The following is a 22,064-nucleotide window of genomic DNA, read 5'->3' as shown; positions in this document are numbered from 1 at the left end:
GGTGGTATCTCGCCGGTAAGTATCAGCGGTACGACGCTAGCTAGCCTCTACTTTGGCGGAGAAGGTAGACCTCGTGCTCTAAAAAATGCGTCAACTTTTCGGTTGAATTCGTCGGTGTGCTCCTGAAGGGTAGCGTGGCCACTATTGGGCAGAATCCACAGCCACGCGTGAGGAAGACTTTGGTAAATAGCCACCGTGTGCTCAGGGCGGATAACGTCACGGTCGCCGGCGATGATAAAGGTGGGTACCTTGATTTTAGCCAACGCCGATAGCGGGACGTGGGGCTCTTTCCAGTCGAGCAGGAACACTTTCCAGTCGTTCCTGCGCTTGGGGTCAGCGAAGGTTTGGCCCTTGCCCTCCTTATAACCGCGCTGCATTTGCTGCCACAGTTCCGGCATTAGGGCCGTAGAGTCAGGCCATAGGTTCGCGCCGGTGGCCGCTAGCTTTTTGACCTTGTTTGGGTGGCGCAGCGCTAGGATCAGCGCCGTGATACCTCCGTCGCTCCACCCCAGCACGTACGCCGAATCGAGGCGCAAGTGCGTGAGCAAGGCCGCGCAGTCGTCAGCCATCATCTCGAAACTGAGCGAATCACCGGTATCCACCGATTTGCCGTGCGCTCGGCTATCCAGGGCAATAACCTGGTAGCGCTGAGAGAAATACGGAATGTTCTTATGAAAGTCCTTGCTCGTGCCGCCATTGCCGTGAATGAGCAGCAAGGGCGCGCCAGTGCCATACGTTTCGTAGTACAGCTTCACGCCGCGCACCGTAGCGTAGTGGCCGGCCGCGGGGTTGTTGCCGTACGGTAGCGCTTGACCCAGTGCTACTTGTGTAAGGAAAAGCAGAACGAAGAGTAGGGCGTGACACTTCATAAGCTAGGTCTCTTTTAAGCTAGCGCGGGTGTGCTTACACCTAACTAGCACCTTGTGGCGCGCTCACCGATGAGCGAGCGTTTTGCCTGCAACTCTGGCAACTTAGCGTCTTTATTTATCTTAAACCATGGTGACCATGGAGAAAGGATTACCTTTTGGACAATAGCACACATGTGCCAGAAACCTAGAAACTTGCGTAATGAGAATCGGACACGTTTATCTGTGCTTGGCTTTGCCGTTGTTGCTAACGGAATGCAATTCAGCTCCTACGACACCTACCGCATCCACCACCCCGCTTGCTGCACCTGCCACACCAGGTGAAAAATGTTCTGTGAAACTGCCTGGCGGCATAGAGTTCACCCAGTCGCTCAACAACGCTGCAAAAAACGCAACCACCAACAACGGAAAACTGTCGCTCCGTAGCGAAGCCAAAAAGGATAATTTTAACGACCCAGACGGGAAACTGACCAATAACACAGCTCCCGTACTACTGACCAAAATAGACAACAAAAAGCCGTTCACGTTGACGGCGAAAATAACCCCGGAATTTTTAGAGACGTACGATGCCGGTGTCCTCTACATATATAACAAAGAGGATCTGTGGCAGAAATTCGCCTTCGAAAGAGATGAGCGGGCGAAAACGCGCATCGTGAGCGTACGAACCATAGGCACGTCCGACGATAATAACCACGACGTTGTAAACAATAAAAGCGTGTACATGAAAATATCATCCGACACTAAGACCGTCGGATTCTATTACTCGCTAGACAACGCAACGTGGCAGCTAGTACGCCTCTACAAAAATGATTATCCCGCCGAAACGTGGGTAGGCGTCAGCTCACAATCTCCCATTGGCAACGGTTCCGTCACTCAGTTTGAAGACTGTACGCTGACGGAAACAAGCATCAAGGACTTTAGAATGGGTATTTGACGCGCGAAGAAAGCTAGGTCTCTCAGACCTAGCTTTCTTCCTCTACCGGCGTATCCGCTTGGGCAGTGGCCTGATAAGAATCGGCGTACTTGAAGTCGTCAAGCCAGTAGGCCGAGCTTACGATTTCAAACACTGCTGACTTTTCTGCCCGCATGCCAAGACGCAGTTGCCAGATAATGGCTGAGGCTTCAGGGAAGCTACTGCCCTCCAACTGCTCATGAAACAAGCGCTTCAGTAGGGCATTGTCGGGCATGCCTTGGGCGAGTAACCGCAGAAAAGGCGCTTCTGGCTGCGCATCGAAGAGGCTAAACCCGTTAGGGTCTTCCGTCGTGAGCTGCACCTGAAACTGGACGGCGTCGGCCCGCGGAAATTTACCGTTGTAGGCTGTGTAGAGCAGCTGCGTCGCTTTGAAGAAGCCTTCGTGCTGTTCAAGCTGCGGGTTTTCTTCCCAAAGCTTCTCCGTCAGCATTTGGTGAGCTAGGTTCTCGATCTGGCCAGCCGTTAGCTGTTCTTCGAATATATGCTCCAGTACGAGTTGAGCTGCTTCAGCCGGTTCCAGGTCTGCCAGAGCCATTAGGCACATTGCTTTTAGCTCGTCAGGGGCTAGCTCCTCGGGGTTATCGTAGCCAGTTTTGAGAAGCAGGGCTTTGTAATCCTGCGGTTGCCAAGAGCCAGGAAGTTCAGAAAGGGTATCGAAGGAAAGCCGTTCGACGGTGAAGGTCTGCATAAGAGAAAGTTCAGAAAGTAGCTAAATAGTCGTGGGCAGAGAAAAGCCCGCAACTGTTTAGCTTACGGCGTCGGGGCAAAAGCAACTGTAAATGCTAGGATTATCTGAGCTAGACTAGGGTCTTTGCTGATAATAACATGTTGCTCTTCTACTGACAGACTGCTAAGCTCTTAAGCCGCTGTATCCTCCACTTCATCCCCGTCATCCACCATCACGCGAGCTAGCTTTTCGATATTTAAACTCCGCGCCGAAGCATCGAAAATCTCGCGGTAGGTACCACGCAGGTCGTAGAGGTGCTCGTGGGTGCCGCTTTCCACCATGCGACCCTGCTTCATCACGTAGATGCAGTCGGAGTCCACGATTTGGGCTAGGCTATGGGAGATGATGACCACCGTGCGGCCTTGCTTAATAGCTTCGAGGGAGTTCTTGATTTGCTCGGTGGCAATGGCGTCGAGCGAGGCGGTAGGCTCGTCGAGGAAGATAATGGGCGGGTTCTTCAGGAACAGCCTAGCAATCGCAATACGCTGCTGCTGCCCGCCCGAGAGCTGCTGCGCGTCGCTCTGATAGCCTTTCGGCAACTCCATAATCTGCTCGTGCAGGTAGGCTTGTTTGGCTGCGTACTGAATTTGCTCGAAACTAGCATCCATTAGGCCGTAGCGGATATTCTCCTCGATAGTACCCTTGAAAATGTGGTTCTTCTGCAGCACTAGCCCAATTTGCTGGCGTAGGGCATGGGTATCGTATTCGGCTAGGGGTTTGCCATCGAGCAGCATCTTGCCGCAGTCGGGGGCGTAGAACTTGCAGAGCAGGTTGATTATGGTGCTTTTACCGGCCCCACTAAGGCCTACTAGCGCAGTGGTTTTGCCGGCCTCAATGGTCAGGCACACGTCGTACAGCGCTTGGGTGCCGCTGGGGTAGGTGAAGTCAACGTTGCAGATGTCGAAGGTACCTAGCAGGTGCTCGGGCTTGAGCGGACCGGTAGGCTCTACGGCGTCTTTGGCGTCCAGAATATCAAAGAAGCCCTCGGAGTAGGTGAGGGCATCGTTCATCTCGTCGTAGATGCGGTGCAACTGCCGAATGGGCGCCGATACGTTGTTGAACAGCAGGATATGGAACATGATGGCCCCAATGCTGATCTGCCGGTCGAGCACCAAGTAGGCTGTCAGGATGATAATAAGCACCACGCCAATTTGCTCGGTGAAGGTTTTGAGGCCGTCGTAGAGAAAGTTGGTTTTGCGGGTTTGGAGCTGTGCATCCTGCAAAGCATCCTGCTGAGCATTCTGCTTTTCTTCTTCGTAGTCTTCGCGGACGAAGCTCTTAATGACTACGGCCGAGTCGATGAGGTTGACTAGGCCTTGGCTACGTGCCTCGCGTAAGCCGCGCAAAGCGCGGCGGGTGCCGTTGAGCTTATCAGCTTGTCGGTAGCTTAGCCAGAAGTATATGGGTAGCACCGCCACGGCCACGAGGCCCACGTACACATTAGCCATGAACATGACCACTAAGGCCACAATGGAGTTAGCGAACAGGGGCAGAATGTCGATGAAGAAGTTCTGCACCAGCTTCATCAGGCTTTCCACGCCCCGGTCGATACGGGTCTGTAGCTTGCCGGTTTGGTTGCCATTGTCGGCGTAAAAACCTAGCTGGTAGCCCACCACCTTGTGCACCGCGTCGTGCATGAGGTGACTCGACACGCTGATGCGAATTTTCTCACCGTAAAACTTTTGCCCGAACTGGATGAGTGTATTAATGATTTCCTTGCCGAGCAGCAGTCCGCTGACCGCTAGCAGCAGCGGCATGCCCTGGGCCAAACCTAGGTTGCGATTCAGCAAGCTTTGCACCGTATCCACGGTGTAGCGCAGCACGAAGGGGTTGACCTGCGCGGCTAGGGAGCCCACCAGCGTGAGCAGCAAGGTGGCAATAACAAGCCCACGGTACGGGCGGACGTAAGGGAAGAGGCGTTGAATAATTTCCCAGAGGCTCATATGCGTCGTTCAGGGCTAGGTAAGGGGCTAGCTTGATTAGACGAGCTTTGTGGGAGTGGGGTTATGCCAGAAGATAGCAAAGCCCGACCTTGAGTCGGGCTTGTAATGCACTCTGATATCAGGTCTCTGAATTATCTACGATTGTTGACGCATCAATTTATTTAATCTTGGCTGAAGAACCCAGATGCCGAAAATAGAAAACCAAATAAGGAAAAAGTCTGCTAAGTAGTCACTGATGTGCGCTTCTCGTTGTAATTCTACAGACCTTATCGTTTTTGCTGCGAATCTGATTCCATAAAATATACAGAACATAGATAGCATGTGTAAAATAATTATGGTCACTATTGCGGTTGTTAAAAGTGATTCTTGAAAATGATATTTGTAATAAATAGATAAGGTTACAACTGTTATTATAGATAAAATATAAGTAGTAGGTATAATAAATAATGCCTTAAATAGTTTTAGGTTTAACTTAGGTTCTTGCATTAGTTGCTTGTTTAAGATGGTAGAGATTGACCATATCCATCCAAATGTTCCTGCGGTAAAAGAGATGGTTATTACAGGGATTGAATACAAAAACAGCTTAATGTTAATTACCGATACGATGTTAAGTAGAAATCCAGCGCCCCATATGATAGTAAAGAGCTGCCAATGTTTGATTTTTAGTAAAAAAGGCATTTGATTTAGATATACAAGTAGATAGTACGCTACTCTGTAAACCTCTATAAACATCCTGCCAAAATAATCTCAAGCATCACCAGTGTTCTTTTCTATATTAGCACTTACACCAGCACCGAATAATGATTCATCTCCTGAATCCCCGAATAAAAGGGTTTTACTAATTGAAAAAAGGCGCCAAACTCCGGGCTCTTGCGGAAACCATTGAGGTGCTGCTCCACCGATGTCCATTCGATGCGCCAGATAAATAAGGTCGAATCTTCGTCGCAATGCCCAAGTTGGTAGCTGAGGCAGTCGGGCGAGGAGGCTAGGAGCTGGCAGGCACTTTTGATGGCCTGCACAAAAGCCGGCTGCTGCTCGGCGGCAATGCGGTAGCGGATATATTCAACGGTCATGGCAACAGGGGCTAGGTAGGCACTGAAGATACTATTTTGCACCTGACTTCCTGTCGTTGCTGCACGTTTCTTATGTCCTAATGTGTGAAGGATCAAAGACTTCTGTCGTGAGGCTAGCTTTTCTTGATCGTCTCCCGCGCCGCCGGCTACTATTTAGGCGTGGTTGAGCGCAGCCACCAGCATGACGCCGCCAATGCGCATCGGGCAGATAGGTGTTCAGCAGACCTTCGCCCATCATAGAAAAGTTCATGGGCAAACCCGCTGCCAGCGCCGACCAGAATAAGGAGGAAGAATGATCCACCTCCAATTCGCATTCCTACAAGACGATCTTACAGATCACCCGGCCAGTGGGCGAGCTGCGTTCTTCTACCTGCTGCTCCTCAACTTCTTGTTTTTTCTTGGTAGGCATTAATTGGTAAGCAGGAAAAGGAGCACCTGCCCAAACACGGTGCAATTTGAGCTGGCCTGTAGCAGTAGAAATTTGCTACGGAATGGTCTTAGCAGGCTCTGCTTCCACAGGCTGCGTCGGAGCAATAGCCTTTTCTCGGAACAGAATCTTATCAATGCGACTCTTGTCCATGTCCATGATTTCGAAGCTGCGGCCATGCCAGGTAAACTGTTCGCCGGTTTTGGGAATGGCACTGAGGATGTGCAGCACAAAGCCACCTAGGGTGTGAAAGCCCGTGAGGCCCTGTTGCTCGGCGGCTGGGATGGCGAAGCGCTCGGCGAATTCGGCAAACGGAAGCTGCGCGTCGATGAGGTAGCTGCCATCCTCGCGCTGGATGATATCGGGCTCTTCTTCGTCGGGCAGTGGTACGTCGCCCACGAGGGCATCAAATAAGTCGTTGATAGTCACGACTCCCATAATGTCGCCAAACTCATTCACGACGATGCCCTGGTGGGCGCGTGCTTCTTTGAACTGTTCTAGCGCCTGGTAGGCTTTGCTATTGGTAGGTAAATACAGGGGCGCTTTTTTCAGATCCCCCAGCCGCGTAAGCTGCTCATCGAGGCTAGGGTTGAGCAGGTCATGTAAATACACGACGCCTTCCAACTCGTCCAAGGTGCCCCGGCAAAGTGGATACATCGACGAAATTCGCGACAGGACTTTCTGCTTGTTAGTGGCCACGTCGTCGTTGATGTTTAGCCAAGCAATATCCTGCCGTGCCGTCATAAGCGAGCCTACCCGCCGGTCACCTAGGTTAAAGACGTTATTCACGATGTTCTGCTCCACTTCCTGAATGGTGCCCGACGAAGCGCCTTCCCGCACCATCGACCGAATTTCGTCTTCCGTTACCGCATTATCTTCTTTGGGCTTGATGTTGAGCAGGCGCATCAGCAACTCGCTGGAAGTCTCAAGCAGCCAGATAAAGGGCGCCGCAATGCGCGACAGCAGCGACATGGGCCCGGCCATGATCTTGGAAATGCCCTCAGGGTTGATCAGGCCGATGCGCTTGGGCAGCAGCTCGCCCACCACTACCGACACGTAGGTGATCAGTCCAACGGTTGCCACCACCGCGATGCTGTGACTGTAGGAGCGAAGCGGCTCTACCTTTTCAATCAGATGCTGCAAGCTAACCGTGAGGCCCGCCCCGCTGAACACGCCCATCAGAATACCAATGAGGGTAATGCCGATCTGGACGGTAGAGAGGAAGCGGTTGGGGTTCTCACTGAGGGCTAGAGCTGCTTTTGCTCGTTCGTTGCCCTGTTGTGCGTCCGTTTCCAGCCTAGCTTTTCGGGACGATACCAGCGCAATTTCCGCCATGGAAAACACGCCGTTCAGAATTGCTAGAAGTAAAATGATCAGGATTTCCATGCTGTACAGCCATCGGATGATGATGGCCTATACGGCTGGAAAAAGGGCTGGTATGCAAAGAGTCGGAAAGTTTAGCAGGCTCAACCTAGCTACGGAGGAGGCAAGCAGAACGGTATTTACGGGGCATTCTGACTTACCTCTTTTTAATCCGTGCTGCTTTCACGAATACTATCTTGTCGGTAGAGCCGTATCTTTGGTCTTATGCAAAACCTCCACCAGCTTATTACAACGAACCCACGTCAGTGTGGTGGGCGGCCCTGTATTCGAGGCATGCGCATCCGCGTAGCAGATATCCTCAACCTGCTAGCGGCAGGCTTGACGACAGAGCAAGTGTTAGCTGAACTACCTGATTTAGAAGCCTTGGACGTCCAAGCAGCTTTGCAATACGCCGCACAACGGCTCGACTATCCGCGCTTAGCCGCATGATCATCTGGCTTGATGCTCACCTGTCGCCATTACTTGCGGCATGGCTGAAGTGGAAGTTTGGCTTGACTGCCGTTCCGTTACGCGATATTGGTTTGCGTGATGCGGAAGATGAAGAAATATTTGCAGCAGCTAAATCCGCAAGTGCCATTGTGTTAACCAAAGATGCTGACTTCCTGCGTTTGCTGGAACGCTACGGTCCGCCGCCACAAGTGCTCTGGGTAACGTGTGGCAACACGTCAAATGAACGTCTGCAACAAGTACTGCTTCAAACATTACCAACCGCGTTGGAGCTGTTAGCAGCCGGAGAGCCACTTGTTGAGATAGGAGATAAGTGAACTCCTCTGCTTGCACTCTTGCATAACGTTCATCCACACTCACCGCGTCAGCCGATAAATCATCAGCGCGGCGCGCTGCACCAGCAGCGGAAACTCCTTTGTGTTAATCGTCTCGCCCGGTGCGTGGGCGCCTTTGCCCGACGAACCTAGCCCATCCAGACAATCGAGGTACTGCGCTACGAGCGACACGTCGCCGGCGCCGCGAGAGCCAGGGTCGCCCGCCGTCACGGGGCCGAAACCTAGGTCGCGGCTTACCTGGTCGGTGAGGGTAGCTAGCTTCTGGTTGCCGGGCGTGGGCGGCATACCGGGTAAGCCATCGGTGAAGGTGATTTCGGCCTTCGTATTTGGCAGGCTGTGGCTCACGATTTCGCGCATTTTGGTGCGGGCGTCTTCCTTCTGCTGCTCGGTGAGGAAGCGTAGGTCGCCGGCTACGTCGACTTCCGGGGAGATGATGTTCGTCTTGCCCACCACTTCGCCGTGTGCTTTGGCCGCATCGTACTTCACCTCCGAGCCGCCCACAATTAGGCCGGGGTTGAAGGTGAGATATTGCTCTTGGCTCAGCTTTTCCCGAAACTCATTCAGGATACGTGCAGCTTCATACACGGCCCCATAGCCCACGTTGGGTTTGAAAATAGTCGACGAGTGCGCTGCCTGCCCAGTGGTTTTGAGCTGCCAGCCGCTGGAGCCGCGCCGGGCCGTAGCCACCGAGTGCAGCCCCGCCGCTGATTCAAAAGCTAGGGCCACCTCCGATTCTTTGGCTTTGGCAATGAAGTCGGCGCGGGCGGCTTCGCCTTTGCCGCTGCGCTCTTCATCACCGGTAAAGTAGGCGGTAATGGTCGTGTTATCGAGCAGGCCGTTTTGCTGCAACGCTTGCAGAGCCGCTAGCATCACCACGTCGCCGCCTTTCATGTCGTTCACGCCTTGGCCCGTAGCAGTGGAGTCGTTGAGCTGGGTGTACTTCGTGAAAGGCATATCCAGCTCAAACACCGTGTCGAGGTGGCCAATGAGGAAGAGCTTCTTGCCCTTTTTGCCCTTGCGCTGCGCTACCAGGTGGCCGGCGCGCTGCATCTCGGCAGGCATATCGACCCAGCTGGTTTTGAAGCCAATCGCATCAAACTGTTTACGGAAAATATCGCCTACTTCGCGTACGCCTTTCACGTTCAAGGTGCCGCTGTTGATGTTCACCACTTGCACCAACAGCTTCTCGCTCTGCGGCATATTCTGCTGCACCGTGGCCACAATCTTCTTCTCGGTAGCCGTGAGTTTTTGGGCGTGCGCAGCGAAAGTACCCGCGAAAGCGCAAGCAAGGAGTAGGCGTTTTCTCATGGAATAGGCTAGGTCAGTTTGCGGAAATGAGCCTAATACTATTCAAATCTGCTATTACTTGTGCACCTCTGAGTTAGATAAACTGCTTGCCAACGCTGTTTTTGCTTCGAGTTAACTCAGCCCAAACTGTGCCAGCAGCGCCTCCTTGTACTGCTTGCCAATCGGCAGCTTCTCGGGTAAGTTGTACAACTCTACCTCGTTGCCGCTGATGGCTTTGATGGCATCCATGCGCACGATGTAGGACTTCTGAATGCGGGTAAAGCGGCTAGCGGGCAGCTGGTCTTCCACCCGACTCATGCGCAGATACGTGATGATGACCCGGTTCTTCAGGATGATTTTGATGTAGTCCTTCATGCCCTCGATGTAGTAGATCTCATCGAAGAGCACCCGCTGCAACGAGTTACCTTCCTTCACAAACAGGTACTCCGGCGCCGGCGGAGCTGGGATGGCGGGTCGGTTATTGAGCACCGCCAACGCCTTATTCACCGCCTTCAAAAAGCGCGGGAATGACACCGGCTTCACAATGTAATCCAAGGCATCTAGCTCAAAGCCTTCCAGTGCGTAGTTTGGGTAGGCCGTGACGAAGATGACGTATGGTGGATTGTGCAAAGACCGAATGAACTCAATGCCATTAACCTGCGGCATGTTGATATCGGAAAAGACGAGGTCTACTTTCTGCTGCTGCAATACCTCCAACGCCTCAAACACATGCTCACAGCTGCCCAATAAGTTCAGCGACGGAATTTTGGCGACGTAGTCTTCGAGCAGTTCGCGGGCGAAGGGTTCATCGTCGATAATCAGGCAATTGATCATTGGGCAGGAGCAAAGCTAGGTAAGAAGGGAGCGGGGCGAGCGTCGGGCTGGGCCACGGACGTCAGCCGAATGGTTAGGGCCACGCGGTACGTGTAGGTTTCCTGGTCGCGGGTGATGGTGAGGTCGTACTCCTCGGGGGCGTAGTGGAGCGCTAGGCGCTTCTTCACATTATCAATGCCTACGCCCCCGAACTCGCGCCGTGGGGCCGTGGGACTGAAGCTGTTGCTGACTTCAAACCGCAGCTGGGTAGCGTCCGCCGCTAACGAAATAGCGACCCAGGAGGCATCGAGGCTGCTATCGACGCCATGCTTAAAGGCATTTTCGACAAAAGGAAAAAACAGCAGCGGCGTGATGGTCTGCTGGTCCGTGATACCCGATTTTTGATAGGTGATGCGGACTTTCTTGCCGTAGCGCAGCCGTTCCAGCTCTAGGTACGCATCCAGGAAAGCCGTTTCCTTCGTGAGTGGCACCAAGGCCGCGTCCGACTCATACACCGTGTAGTGCATAAGGTCAGAGAGGTGCTGCACCATATCGGGGGCGCGCTCGTCCTGCTTCACCACCATGGTGTAGATGTTATTAAGGGTATTAAACAGGAAGTGCGGATTGACCTGGGCTTTGAGAAAACTGACTTCTAGGTTCAGGTTTTCGCGTTGTAGGCGCAGGGTGTGGTTGCTCGTCGTTAGCAAGAATTGCAAGAACCGGCCGAAGATGGGCAGCATCGCGGTGATACTGAAGTCGTAAAGACCGATACTGACCCCGTGCCACGAGAAGACACCCACCCAAAGCCCTTGATCCAGAATGCGGTAGATGTAGCTTTCCTTGGGGTCTAGCTGGTAGTAGTCAAGGCCTAGAAATACGGCGTATGAAACTAAGGCCCAGCAATAATAGATGGCTACTAAGCTCAGTGCCGTTAGGAGCCAGCGCCCTTGTAGCACAAAGCGGGGCAGTACCACCCGCGAGAAGAAATAGAAACTGACCACCGCGGCCACCGTGTCCTTAAGCGTAAAGCACCACGTGAGCAAGGGCGACTTGTGCCAGCCGCTGTAGACGAAGTACTCAAAGCCAATATACAAGGCCCACAAAAGCAGCGGCCGTACGACCTGCATGCGTGGGATGCGGAAAGGAAGCGAATAAGTCATAGGAGCGAAGGCTGGCACTTCCTTTTAAAGTTGAAGGCTAAGGTGCAAACGTAAGTGCGCATTTTCCTCCGTGAGCTGCACGGTATGCTGCTGAGGGTATTGCAGTTCTAGCCGCCGCAGCGCTGCTTCGATGGCCGCATCGGTGCGGTAAAGATGGGCTAACGGCATCCCGGTCGTGCGAACTATCTGTAAGGTAAGTGCATCGGCATCAACGTGAATCGTGCTCTGAATATGCACAGAACTGCCTGGAGCGGCTTCTATTCCCACAAAAAGTCTTTCCAGAAAAGGATGCAACAGCAAGGGGGCTAGCTGCTGCGAGGTCACCGCGCCCTCAACCTCGTGCGCGATGGTAGCCTCCGGATGCAGCAGGCGCTCTAAGGCTAGGTAATCTTCCAGAAACTCCAGCTCCCGGCTCAGCGCGACGCGCTCTGTGTCGGTTTCGTAGAGGGTGTAGCGCATCAAATCAGCTAGGTGCAGCACAACGTCGCCCGCGCGCCGGTCGCGGCTGCGGGTCAGGCGCTGCAAAGTGCCGAGGGTGTTGAACAAGAACTGCGGGTTTATTTGGGCTTTCAAGTAGCTCAATTCCAGCCGTAAATGGTCGCGCTCCAAGGCTAGGCGGCGGCGTTCGATTACTAGTGCGTAGGTGACAAAGCTGACGATAATGGGGAAGAGTACGGTGGCTAGCAAATCCATCAACGAACCCAGCAACCCGCGCCAGCTTGTCAGGTCGGGCCAAGGGCTTTCGGCGTAACTTTTTTGGAGGTTGTAGCGCAAATCGGCGCTTATGGGAGCGTAGTGAATAATCAGCAAAGCGCCCACGTACATCCACAGACGGTAGGTATAAATGAGCGCCACTGCGCCCATCAAGGCGAGACTGAAGCGGCCGCGGAGCAGCCAGCGCGGAATAATCAGGTATACCAGGCAGTTAAAGAGCCCGATGGCAAAGGTCCATTCCAGTAGCACATAAGGCCAGATGTGACCCGTGAAATGGTAGTTGGGGCGATTGTTCCAAGCAAAGTAGAACCCGTAAAGCAGCAACCACAGCAGCAGCTGCATCAGCACGGTAGTGGTGCGGGTGCTCAGGCGGGGCTCCGTGGGGCTAGGTAGAAGTTCGGGCATGAAAAAAGGCAGACCAACTCGCACGTTGGTGGTGTGGTGCCGTGACTTGGTCGAAATAAGTTCGGCTCCTTAAAGGTGCGCAGTTTCTTCGTTCCAGCTTCTTCCCAACGCCAAAAGAAACCACGAAATGCGTCCTTCTCTACTCCCTGCCTGCGCACAAGCTAGCCGCCTCGCCTTCCTGTTGTTTCTCTGCTTATTAATTGGTGTTAGTGCCGTGGCCCAAACGACCATCAGCGGCCGCGTGCTCGACCAGCAGAAGCAGGAAGCGTTGAGCTTCGCTAATGTAGTCTTGAAAGCGGCGGGTTCCGAAAGCGTGGTGCAGACTGCCTTGGCTGACGAGACTGGCCGTTTCAGCTTGAAGAATGTGAAGCCCGGCAGCTACCAGCTTCAGATACTGATGATCGGGTTTGTGACGCATGTGCAGGCCGTTCAACTATCGGCCGGCATCCCCAGCCTAGACCTAGGTACGCTGGGCTTAGCTGCAACAGCGCAGAAGCTAGGTGAAGTCGTCGTGACTGGTCAGCGGCCCTTGATCGAGCAAAAGCCCGACCGCGTAACGATGAACGTGGACGGCAGCATCTTAGCCGCAGGCAACGACGCCTACGACATCTTGGCCGCCGCGCCCTCGGTGCAGCTGATCGATGGGCGGCTAACCTTCCGTGGCAAAGGCAACGTGCTCATCCTGCTGAACGGGAAGCGGCTGCCCAGTGGCACTAACCTCGAAACGCTGCTGGCGAGCATTCCCGGCGACCAAATCGAACGCATCGAACTCATTAGTAATCCCTCAGCGAAGTACGACGCCGACGCTTCGGGCGGAGTAATTGAGATTTACACCAAGCGCGCCAAAGAGCTAGGGTGGACGGCGAACGTGGGCGCCAATTTCCGCCAAGGCTACCGCACGGGGGCCGGCCTCAACAGCGGCGTGCGGGTGAGCACGCCAAAGCTTGACCTAGCTGTTAATGGCAGCTTCAATCGGCGCGATGGATTCGAGCGGAGCACTTCGTCCCGCACGATCTACGAAGGCCTGACGCCGGCCGCCGACCTAGCGCAGCGTGGCGACCTGAACAAGACCATCCTCAACAGCAGCTTCAGCGCCAGCCTCAACTATCACTTCAGCCCCAGCATGACGCTCGGTTTCGATGTGGATGTGCTGCACAGCAGCCTGGACGGTGCCGGCTGGACCCAGTCGTACATAACCCAAAGCAAAGGACTCACTACGAGTCGCATGCAAGAGAGCGTGCTGTTGCAAGATGCTTTCAGCAACTACACGCTCTTCTACAAGCACAAGCTGGATAGCCTCGGCTCGGCACTGCTGCTGACCAGCAACTACGCCACTTACCAGAACAAGCAGCAACAGACGTTTGACCAGTTGCTGCAAGGCCCTCAAGACTCCGTCGGCGTGGCGAGCACCTTCCGCAATTTCATTCCGGCTACCTACCACATTTCCACTACCGCCGCCGACTACACCAAAGTTTGGAACCCGAACACGCGCTTGGAAGCGGGTCTGAAGTATACCGATACCCGCAACCAGAGTCGCCAAGACGCCGCCACCCTCGCCGACGGCAACTGGGTAGCACAAGCGTTGTCGCCCTTCTCGAAGCTAGGATACCAGGAGCGCGTAGCGGCCGGCTACTTCAGCCTGAATCAAACCATCGGGAAGCTAGGTTTGCAGGCTGGGCTGCGGGCTGAACGCACACACTACCGCGTGGTCAGCGGCATCGATTCGAGCTACTTCAACCTGTTCCCGAATCTGCGCGCCGACTATAAGGTGTCGGATGACTTCACGACCTCGCTGGCTTACGCCAAGAATATCCGCCGCCCCGCCTACGAAAGCCTCATTCCGTACGAGCGGTTTCAGGACACCTACAGCACCAGCCGCGGCAATGCCTCGCTTCGCCCCGAGTACCTACACAGCTTCTCCTGGAATAACCTCTACAAAGGCTTCGGACTGCAACTCGCCTATACCCAAACCGTTGGCGCCATTTCGTCCGTGTACCTCTACGATGCCGCCACGCTACGCCTGACGACCACCCAACAGAACCTAGCACATCGCCACCTAGCTACCGCCACGCTCACTGCGCCCTTCACGCCGGCTAAGTGGTGGACGATGAACAACAGCGCCAGCGTATTCTACCAGGAACTAAACTTCCCCAGCCCGCTTGATAATACCATGAACCTGACCAAGCGCAAAACCTACTACATGCTCAGCAGCGACAACACGCTTACTTGGGGCAAGGGCTGGTCGGTACGCGTGTATGGGCTCTACAATTCGCCCTCTATGAACGGGCTATTTGATTGGGATGCGTATTCCTACGTGTCGGTGGGCGTGAAGAAGACGTTTTTGAACAAGCGGGCTTCGCTCAATCTATCCGTAGCTGACTTGTTCTACGACACGAATCCGCGGGTGACCAGCACCATTGTGCCCGTGGTGCTGAGCGAGATGTACCGCAACGATACACGCCAGGTGCGGCTAGCCTTCACCTTCAACTTTGGCAAGGCCGACCTGAAGAGCAAGCGTGTCGAAACCAAGAGCAATGCCGATGAGCGGGGCCGCTTAGGCATGTAAGCTCCGAGCACAACCCTAGGTAGAGCCCGCGCGGCAGACCTAATAGTTGTGCTTAACCACGAGCGGCAATTATCTTCACGTATGAAGCAACGATTACGCTATCTGTTTTTTCTTTTTGCCTTACTTGGATCATTAGTCGGACGAGCGCAAAGTCCGCAAACGGCGCTGTTGCGGCGGGCTTTGGCCCAAGCTACGTCTGATACCAGCCGGGTGTTGCTCCTGGCCGATGTAGCGGCGTCTTACCGCTACTCCCGCTTCGACTCGGTGCAGTGGTACGCCCGAAAAGGGCTACACCTAGCTTGGAAAATCGGCTACCGCAAAGGGGAAGGTCGTTGTTTGTCGCGCATCGGCATCCTGATGGGGGAGCGAGGTAACCTGCCGCAGGCGCTTCGCACGGATTTGAAAGCGTTGAAAATCAACGAAGAGAGCCGCGACCTGGAAGGCACGGCGCGTACGCTCAATCAAACCGGGCTGCTCTACCACGCCCTCGACGATGAGCGGCCGGCCCTAGCCTATTTTTTCCGGTCGAAGAGCATTTATGAGCAGATCCACATTCAGGATGATTCGCAGCTTATTAGTGTGCTTGCCAACATCGGAGCCAGCTACACGGCCTTGCATCAACTCGATTCGGCAACGGTCTTTCTGAATCGGGCCTATCAGCTCACTAGGCAGTCGCGCAACGTTCACCAAAGCTGCTGGGGCAATCCTGCGCCCTACGTACTGAGGGAGCTAGGTTTGCTGCAAGGCGCCCTAGGTCATACGGCCGAAGCGATTCGCTACTACCGGCTGAGTGCCCAAGCGGCCATTCCCGAAAACGACCTGCGCAGCAGCAGCCGGGCCTATCAGTACCTAGCCGAGCTGTACGACAACCGCCAGCAGCACGATTCGAGCGTGTATTATGCGCGCAAAGCCTTGGTGATGGGGCAGTCACTGCCTTTTGTGGTGGGCGTGGTACGCACGAGCAACCTGCTAGCGGAGGCCTTCCAAACCCGTAAGCAGCGCGATAGTACGCTGAAATACATGAACATCATGCTCCGGGCCGAAGACAGCTTGTATGACCCGCAGCGGATCAAACAGCTTGACGCTATTGGCTTTGCGGAACAGCAACGACTGCGGGAGCTGGAGATAGAGCGGGTCCACTACATGGCGCGCATGCGCATGTATGCGCTGGCTGCCGGTTTGGCGGTGCTATTGCTGGTGGCGCTGCTTTTATGGCGCAACAACAAGCTGCAAAAGCAGGCCAACGCGAAGTTGCAAGCTCTCAATCAGCAAGTTGTTCAGCAGAAGGAGGAGTTTATGGTGCAGCGCGACAACCTAGCTCGAACGCTGTTGGAGCTGAAGCAAGCGCAAAGCCAACTGGTATTGCGCGAGAAGATGGCGAGCCTCGGTGAGTTGATGGCAAGCGTGGCCCAAGAGATTCAAAAACCCGTGCACCAGGTGCGCGACTTTGCCGGCATCAGCGAAGCGCTGTGCCAGGAGCTGCACGCAGAGTTCAACAAGCTAGCCCTGCCGAACGACGATTGGGAGTATCTGGATGAGACGCTGCAAAACCTGCGGCAATACCAGGAGAAGATTGTGCAGGCCGGACGGCGGGCCAACTCCATTGTGCTCGGCATGCTGGAGTACGCATCGGCCGAACCTAGCCTACGCCAAGCCACCGAGTTGAACACCATGATAGAGAGCAACTTGCGTATGGCCTATCATGAAATGCGAGGGAAGCACCGCACCTTCAACGCGGCGTTGTTACCAACGTTTGATCCGGCAGTAGGCATACTCGACGTCGTGCGCCACGACCTGAGCCGGGCCCTGATTCAACTATTTCTGACAGCTTTTCAGGCGGTGCAGCAGCGGCAGAGCTTGGATGAAGAAGGCTACGTGCCGCAAGTCGCCGTCAGTACTCGCCGCTCGGCCAAACACGTGGAAATACGCGTGCGCGACAACGGCCTAGGTCTGCCAAAGGATTTGCAAGGCAGCATGTTCCAGCGGTTTTCGACGGCCAACACGACGAATGATAGCCCCGGGTTAGGGTTGCCCTTGAGCTATGATATCATCAAAAGCCACGGCGGAGCATTGCGTGTGGAGTCACTCGAAGGAGAGTTTACCGAGTTCATCATCACGCTACCCGTGAAAGCACAACTGGAAGCGGTAGCAAGCGCCAACGCTTCGGCCGAAGGGTAGCGGGCCAATATGCTGGCTAGTAGATGGTAGGCAGCTAGGAAGGTAAGCTGCTGCCTCGAAGCAACGTTTCTGCAAGCGGCGCGTCAGTGACGTAACATTGCCTACATGACCTCAAGCCTATTCTTCATGAAAAGACTAGTATTCTTCTCCGTGGTGTGCAACCTCGCCGTCAGCTCCCCACTGCTCGCTCAGCAAGCTGAGAAATTCGACCAAGCCATGATTGCCAAAATCAAGGATGAAGGTATGAACCGCTCCAAAGTGATGGAAACCGCCTTCTACCTAACGGATGTGTGCGGACCACGCCTGGCAAACTCCGAAGGCTTGCAGCGCGCCAACCAGTGGACTAAAGATCAGCTGTCGAAGTGGGGCCTGGTCAATGCGAACGTGGAGCCCTGGGGCGATTTTGGCCGCGGCTGGGATGTAGAGAAGTCGTACCTAGCTATGACCAAGCCGTACTACCATGCGATGATCGGTGCTCCAAAAGCCTGGACCCCAGGCACCAACGGGCAGGTGAAGAAGCAGATCGTGTATGTGAAAGCCGCTACGGAAGCTGATCTGGAGAAGTACAAAGGCCAGCTGCGCGACAAGATTGTAGTAACGGAAGTAACCTCGCCGCCCAAAGCTGGCTTCGAGCCCGACGCCAAGCGCTACACCGACGAAGACCTGAAGAAAATGGCGGATGCTACAGCTACCCCGAGCGCCCGCCCGGCCATGACCGACGACGCCATGACGGCTTATCGGGCCCGGATAGCGCTCCGCGGCAAAATGGCGGAATTCCTCCTAGCCGAGGGCGCCGTCGCGGTGCTCAGTAACCCACGTGGCGGTTCCGACGGCACGTTCTTCACCAGCAATGGTGCTCCGTATGCCGCCGACGCCAAGCCCGTGCTGCCCGAAATCGAAACGGCACCCGAAGATCAACTGCGCCTAATTCGTTTGGTGGAAGCGGGTATTCCGGTGGAAGTGGAGATGGAAACCAAAACAAAATTCCAGACCCAGGATTTGAAAGGCTACAACGTGGTAGCCGAAATTACGGGCACCGACAAGAAGCTGAAGAGCGAAGTAGTGATGCTAGGTGGTCACCTCGACTCATGGCACGCCGCTACCGGCGCTACTGATAACGCGGCCGGCTGTGCCGTGATGATGGAAGCCGTTCGAATCTTGAAAGCCTTGAATGTGAAGCCCAAGCGCACCATTCGGATTGCCCTGTGGGGGGAAGAGGAGGAAGGCTTGCACGGCTCCAAAAACTACGTGAAGAACCACTTTGGCGAAGCCGGTAAGCCCACGCCTGAGCAGGAAAAGCTAGCTGGCTACTTCAACCTTGACAACGGTACCGGCAAGATTCGCGGGATCTACTTGCAGGGCAACGAGGGCGTGCGACCCATTTTCACCGCGTGGCTCCAGCCCTTCGCTGACCTAGGTGCCACGACCATCACGCCGCGCAACACGGGCGGCACCGACCACCTCTCGTTCGACGCCGTTGGTATTCCAGGCTTCCAGTTCATTCAGGATGGCCTCGATTATAACACCCGCACCCACCACACCAACATGGATACCTACGAGCGCCTGCAGCCCGAAGACCTAAAGCAGGCCTCGGTGGTGGTGGCCTCCTTTGTGTACAACACCGCCATGCGTGACCAAAAACTTCCGCGCAAACCTGTAACCGTAGCGAAGCCGGCGCAGTAAACTAGTGCAAGATGAATGAAAAAGCCCCGCTAGCTACTGGCGGGGCTTTTTGTTTTGGGCTGCTACGCAGGAATAATTGACTTAGTAATTCCTGAAACAGTGCGGCTTCCCTAGCCTAGGTACTTCAGTAGACCTAGGTTAGGGAAGCCGCCCGACTTTGGCAGGAAACGCTTCTACGACTAGGCAGCCGATGGCTGCGCTTTACTTAGCTCAGCCAAACGCCGTCTTCTTTCTTCAATGGGTCTGTCGTAATAGGCGTAGAACACGTAGGCCATGCTGAAGGTAAGCACCAGATACACCACCATGTAAGGCAGCCGCTGAATGCTGCTCAAGCTTTGCGTGTAGTAGTTGAAAGGAATAAACCAGATCCAATGTGAGAGGTAAAGAACGTAGGAAATATCGCCCAAATTCCGGTCAAGCTTGTTGCTTTTTACCCGTACGCTGTTCGCTAGCATTGGAATCAACAACAAGCAAGCTGTTTCGCTAAAGCGCAGGTGGTAAGAGGAAAACGAATTTCTTACCTCTTGAAATAAGCTAGGTACCGCATAGTGCACAGCCAACACTAGGAAGAACAAGCCTGTGCAGATAACTTCAGTTCTTCGGTTGAAGCTAATAGCGTCCTTGTTCAGGCAAATACCGATGATGAAGTAAACTAGGTAGACTGCTACGGTTTCGTGGAGGAAAGATTTATTGAGAAACACTTCTACGACGAGGGTTACAAGCCCAAAGAACACAACGGCGGCTATGCGGCTGGCTTTGTTATTCAAGAACACCAACATCACCGGGAAAAGAATATAGAATTGTAGTTCTATATCCAGCGACCAAGCCGGCGCAATGGGTTGAACGGGAAGCAGGTTATAGCCTAGAAGCGTGAGGTTGGAAAACCAAAAATGGGCTTTCTCCACCAAAGAAAAATGGTTGATCGTATGTACGGCACTTGGGTCATAGAACATGACGAGTACCGCCGCCAGAATAGCAAAGAGGAAGTAAACCGGAAACAAGCGGTAGATTCTGCTCATGTAGAAATCCTGCAGGGGCGAATCGAGTTTCTTGTACTTGCTATCGTACATCAACGAAATCCAGTACCCGCTCAGGATGAAGAAGCAATAAACCGCCAGTGTGCCGACGAACACTACTCTCGCTACATGGAAGACGACGACAAGTGAAGCGAGAATAAAGCGTAAGAGTCCAGGCTTGATCATAGTTTACAGCGGTTAAGACTGGTGAAAGGATGACAGGATATGCGCGAAACTCCTGTGGTTTTCTGATCTAGGTTGTTTTGGTAAGAGGCGCTCAGGAGTAGAAAAAGCATACAGCTTCTCTGAAGCTCTGCTAAGAGCTACCTGTTAGAGGGAGTGGTTTTATGTTACTGAGTAAACCTATCGCGCTAGGTTTTCCAAAAGGCTAACGCTTGATAAGGACCAAGGCTAGCGCAGTGTGCTCGATGAGACTAGTTGCTCAGCAAATAAGGGGGTAAGCAATGATGGAAAAGCCCTCATTGAGTGGCTCTTGTGTAAGTAGGCACACGCTACCAAAACGATGGTACCTAAAACGACTTTGATTTTGGGTTATTGGTGTACTTAACCAATAATGAGTTGAATGATGGTCGTGGCAACGTTATAACGAACCAATTGGTATAGCAAGCAAAAGTGAAATTTTGTAAGTATAATGCAATTATTTAGTAGGATAATTAAGGTTACAGCTCGTTTTTAGAGCCTATCCCCAGGCTTATGAGGAGCAAAATGATCCATCTTAAGCTGAAAGGTGTGGGTATTTGATAGGACTTTACCCGGTTACGAAGCTCGTATCTATAATCCGATAAGAGCTAGTGCTTGACTATCAGGTAGTAGTAAAACGCGGTAAACAACAGAGCTACATTTAACCGTTCGGGGAGGGGCACCGCGATGCACAGTAGGGGCAGGAGCGGCGCTACACAAGCTAGGATAGCTCCGCCGCTTTGTAATTAGAAAATTGACCTAGGGTGTATACAACAGAAGCCCCGCTAGCATCTAGCGGGGCTTCTGTTGTATGTAGTAATTGGGCTTTACTTTAGTTTCTCGCGAAGCTGCGCACTCATGCCCCTAGCTTCTCCCCAAAGAACTGTAGCGTCCGGTCCCAGGCTAGCTTGGCGGCTTCGGCGTTGTAGCGTGCCGGTGAGGTGTCGTTGTTGAAGGCATGCTGCACACCATCGTACACGAAGAGCTGGTACTTGACACCAGCCGCTTTCAGTGCGGCTTCGTAAGCCGGAATGCCCGCGTCGATGCGCTCATCGAGGCCGGCGTAGTGCAACATGAGCGCGGCGCTGATGTTAGGCACATCTTCTGCCTTGGGCTGCGCCCCGTAATAAGCCACTGCCGCGTTCAACTGCGGATCGTGCACGGCCAGCTGGTTGGCGAGCCCACCGCCCCAGCAAAACCCGACGCAGCCGGTGCGTCCATTGCCGTCTTTGCGTTGCCGCAAGTAAGTGAGGGCTGCTAGGTAGTTGGTTAGGTTTTGCTGCGGGTCGAGCTTACCGATCAGCGTGCGGCCTTCGTCTTCGTTGGCGGGCGTGCCACCTAGGGGCGAAAGCGCATCAACGCCGAGAGCTAGGTAGCCGGCCTTAGCCACACGCCGCGTCACGTCTTTGATGTGGGGCGTTAGGCCGCGGTTTTCGTGAATGACGATGACCGAACCTACCTTTTTGCGGCCTTTTGGGCGGGCTAGGTAGCCTTTCATCGTGCCGTTGTCGCCGGGCCAGGTTACTTCCTCTATCGTCAGGTTCTTGTCATCTTCGGGAATGGTAGCAGCTTCCACATAGCCAGGGTCGAGCACCGATAGTGCAGCAGCAGCTAGTGCCGCCCCACCTGTTAGTCTTATAAGCCGTTCCATGAACTCCTTGCGGGAGAGGGGCTTGTGGGTGTATTCGTCAAATAAGTTGATGATGCGCTGGTCCATGGGAGAGGGTTGAGGTAGTGCTTAAATATAGACAAAAGCCCGACCAGAAGCCGGGCTTTTTGTGGGCAAAAGATTACCGTATCAAACCACGCGAAATAGCTCGCGTGTAGCTGTTATAAGGCTGAATATCTGTTTATTGAAGTATTGGCT

The 22,064-nt window shown here is 54.0% G+C and carries 18 protein-coding genes; 7 read left to right on the top strand and 11 right to left on the bottom strand.

Annotation, left to right across the window (positions count from 1 at the left end):
* Nucleotides 1-47 precede the first annotated feature (47 nt).
* Nucleotides 48-869, bottom strand: coding sequence for an alpha/beta hydrolase (locus SD425_RS20205; protein WP_324671833.1), 822 nt, complete (start codon nucleotides 867-869; stop codon nucleotides 48-50).
* Between the two features lie 199 nt (nucleotides 870-1,068).
* Here SD425_RS20205 and SD425_RS20200 point away from each other — a divergent pair, with 199 nt between their 5' ends.
* A complete protein-coding gene (locus SD425_RS20200; RefSeq protein ID WP_324671832.1) occupies nucleotides 1,069-1,800 on the top strand; it encodes a DUF1349 domain-containing protein in 732 nt (243 codons plus the stop codon).
* 28 nt (nucleotides 1,801-1,828) lie between these two features.
* On the opposite strand, the gene SD425_RS20195 is transcribed toward SD425_RS20200, so the two are convergent.
* Together SD425_RS20195 and SD425_RS20190 are read right to left on the bottom strand one after the other, a co-directional pair.
* A complete protein-coding gene (locus tag SD425_RS20195) occupies nucleotides 1,829-2,527 on the bottom strand; it encodes a hypothetical protein (RefSeq protein ID WP_324671831.1) in 699 nt (232 codons plus the stop codon).
* Nucleotides 2,528-2,697: 170 nt separating this feature from the next.
* Complete coding sequence (locus SD425_RS20190; RefSeq protein WP_324671830.1) at nucleotides 2,698-4,509, bottom strand: ABC transporter ATP-binding protein; 1,812 nt, start codon at nucleotides 4,507-4,509, stop codon at nucleotides 2,698-2,700.
* Between the two features lie 502 nt (nucleotides 4,510-5,011).
* Here SD425_RS20190 and SD425_RS20185 point away from each other — a divergent pair.
* Nucleotides 5,012-5,191, top strand: coding sequence for a hypothetical protein (locus SD425_RS20185; protein WP_324671829.1), 180 nt, complete (start codon nucleotides 5,012-5,014; stop codon nucleotides 5,189-5,191).
* Nucleotides 5,192-5,291: 100 nt separating this feature from the next.
* On the opposite strand, the gene SD425_RS20180 is transcribed toward SD425_RS20185, so the two are convergent.
* Both SD425_RS20180 and SD425_RS20175 read right to left on the bottom strand, forming a co-directional pair.
* Nucleotides 5,292-5,582, bottom strand: coding sequence for an antibiotic biosynthesis monooxygenase family protein (locus SD425_RS20180; RefSeq protein WP_324671828.1), 291 nt, complete (start codon nucleotides 5,580-5,582; stop codon nucleotides 5,292-5,294).
* 484 nt (nucleotides 5,583-6,066) lie between these two features.
* Entirely contained in the window at nucleotides 6,067-7,395 is a 1,329-nt protein-coding gene (locus tag SD425_RS20175; protein WP_324671827.1) for a hemolysin family protein, read from the bottom strand.
* Between the two features lie 201 nt (nucleotides 7,396-7,596).
* Here SD425_RS20175 and SD425_RS20170 point away from each other — a divergent pair, with 201 nt between their 5' ends.
* Both SD425_RS20170 and SD425_RS20165 read left to right on the top strand, forming a co-directional pair.
* Nucleotides 7,597-7,821: a DUF433 domain-containing protein gene (locus SD425_RS20170; protein ID WP_324671826.1), complete on the top strand. Its 225-nt coding sequence runs from the start codon at nucleotides 7,597-7,599 to the stop codon at nucleotides 7,819-7,821.
* On the top strand, nucleotides 7,818-8,156 hold the full coding sequence (locus SD425_RS20165) for a DUF5615 family PIN-like protein (protein ID WP_324671825.1): 339 nt from the start codon (nucleotides 7,818-7,820) through the stop codon (nucleotides 8,154-8,156). Before SD425_RS20170 ends, SD425_RS20165 begins: the two co-directional genes overlap by 4 nt.
* Before the next feature lie 39 nt (nucleotides 8,157-8,195).
* Here SD425_RS20165 and SD425_RS20160 read toward each other — a convergent pair whose 3' ends face one another.
* From SD425_RS20160 to SD425_RS20145, 4 genes are all read right to left on the bottom strand, one after another.
* Nucleotides 8,196-9,482, bottom strand: coding sequence for a M20/M25/M40 family metallo-hydrolase (locus SD425_RS20160; protein ID WP_324671824.1), 1,287 nt, complete (start codon nucleotides 9,480-9,482; stop codon nucleotides 8,196-8,198).
* Between the two features lie 111 nt (nucleotides 9,483-9,593).
* Nucleotides 9,594-10,295, bottom strand: coding sequence for a LytTR family DNA-binding domain-containing protein (locus SD425_RS20155; protein WP_324671823.1), 702 nt, complete (start codon nucleotides 10,293-10,295; stop codon nucleotides 9,594-9,596).
* A complete protein-coding gene (locus SD425_RS20150) occupies nucleotides 10,292-11,434 on the bottom strand; it encodes a sensor histidine kinase (protein ID WP_324671822.1) in 1,143 nt (380 codons plus the stop codon). The genes SD425_RS20155 and SD425_RS20150 overlap by 4 nt, the downstream gene beginning before the upstream one ends.
* A gap of 24 nt (nucleotides 11,435-11,458) precedes the next feature.
* Nucleotides 11,459-12,553 (bottom strand): histidine kinase, encoded by a 1,095-nt coding sequence (locus SD425_RS20145; protein WP_324671821.1) that lies wholly within the window; start codon nucleotides 12,551-12,553, stop codon nucleotides 11,459-11,461.
* A gap of 127 nt (nucleotides 12,554-12,680) precedes the next feature.
* Between SD425_RS20145 and SD425_RS20140 the strand changes: the two genes are divergently transcribed.
* From SD425_RS20140 to SD425_RS20130, 3 genes are all read left to right on the top strand, one after another.
* Complete coding sequence (locus SD425_RS20140) at nucleotides 12,681-15,119, top strand: outer membrane beta-barrel protein (protein WP_324671820.1); 2,439 nt, start codon at nucleotides 12,681-12,683, stop codon at nucleotides 15,117-15,119.
* An 81-nt stretch (nucleotides 15,120-15,200) separates the two neighbouring features.
* Nucleotides 15,201-17,297, top strand: coding sequence for an ATP-binding protein (locus SD425_RS20135; RefSeq protein WP_324671819.1), 2,097 nt, complete (start codon nucleotides 15,201-15,203; stop codon nucleotides 17,295-17,297).
* A 126-nt stretch (nucleotides 17,298-17,423) separates the two neighbouring features.
* The gene (locus SD425_RS20130; protein ID WP_324671818.1) at nucleotides 17,424-18,980 is read left to right on the top strand and encodes a M20/M25/M40 family metallo-hydrolase; all 1,557 of its coding nucleotides are present in this window, start codon (nucleotides 17,424-17,426) and stop codon (nucleotides 18,978-18,980) included.
* A gap of 179 nt (nucleotides 18,981-19,159) precedes the next feature.
* Here SD425_RS20130 and SD425_RS20125 read toward each other — a convergent pair whose 3' ends face one another.
* Nucleotides 19,160-20,182 (bottom strand): acyltransferase, encoded by a 1,023-nt coding sequence (locus SD425_RS20125; RefSeq protein WP_324671817.1) that lies wholly within the window; start codon nucleotides 20,180-20,182, stop codon nucleotides 19,160-19,162.
* 871 nt (nucleotides 20,183-21,053) lie between these two features.
* Nucleotides 21,054-21,914 carry a dienelactone hydrolase family protein gene (locus SD425_RS20120; RefSeq protein ID WP_324671816.1) on the bottom strand — a complete coding sequence of 287 codons (861 nt, stop codon included), beginning with the start codon at nucleotides 21,912-21,914 and terminating at the stop codon, nucleotides 21,054-21,056.
* Between the last annotated feature and the right edge of the window lie 150 nt (nucleotides 21,915-22,064).

It is taken from the genome of Hymenobacter sp. GOD-10R, from assembly GCF_035609205.1.
Lineage (GTDB): Bacteria > Bacteroidota > Bacteroidia > Cytophagales > Hymenobacteraceae > Hymenobacter.
The sequence above is the reverse complement of the archived record's forward strand: the minus strand, read 5'-3'. Positions and strand labels throughout refer to the sequence as shown.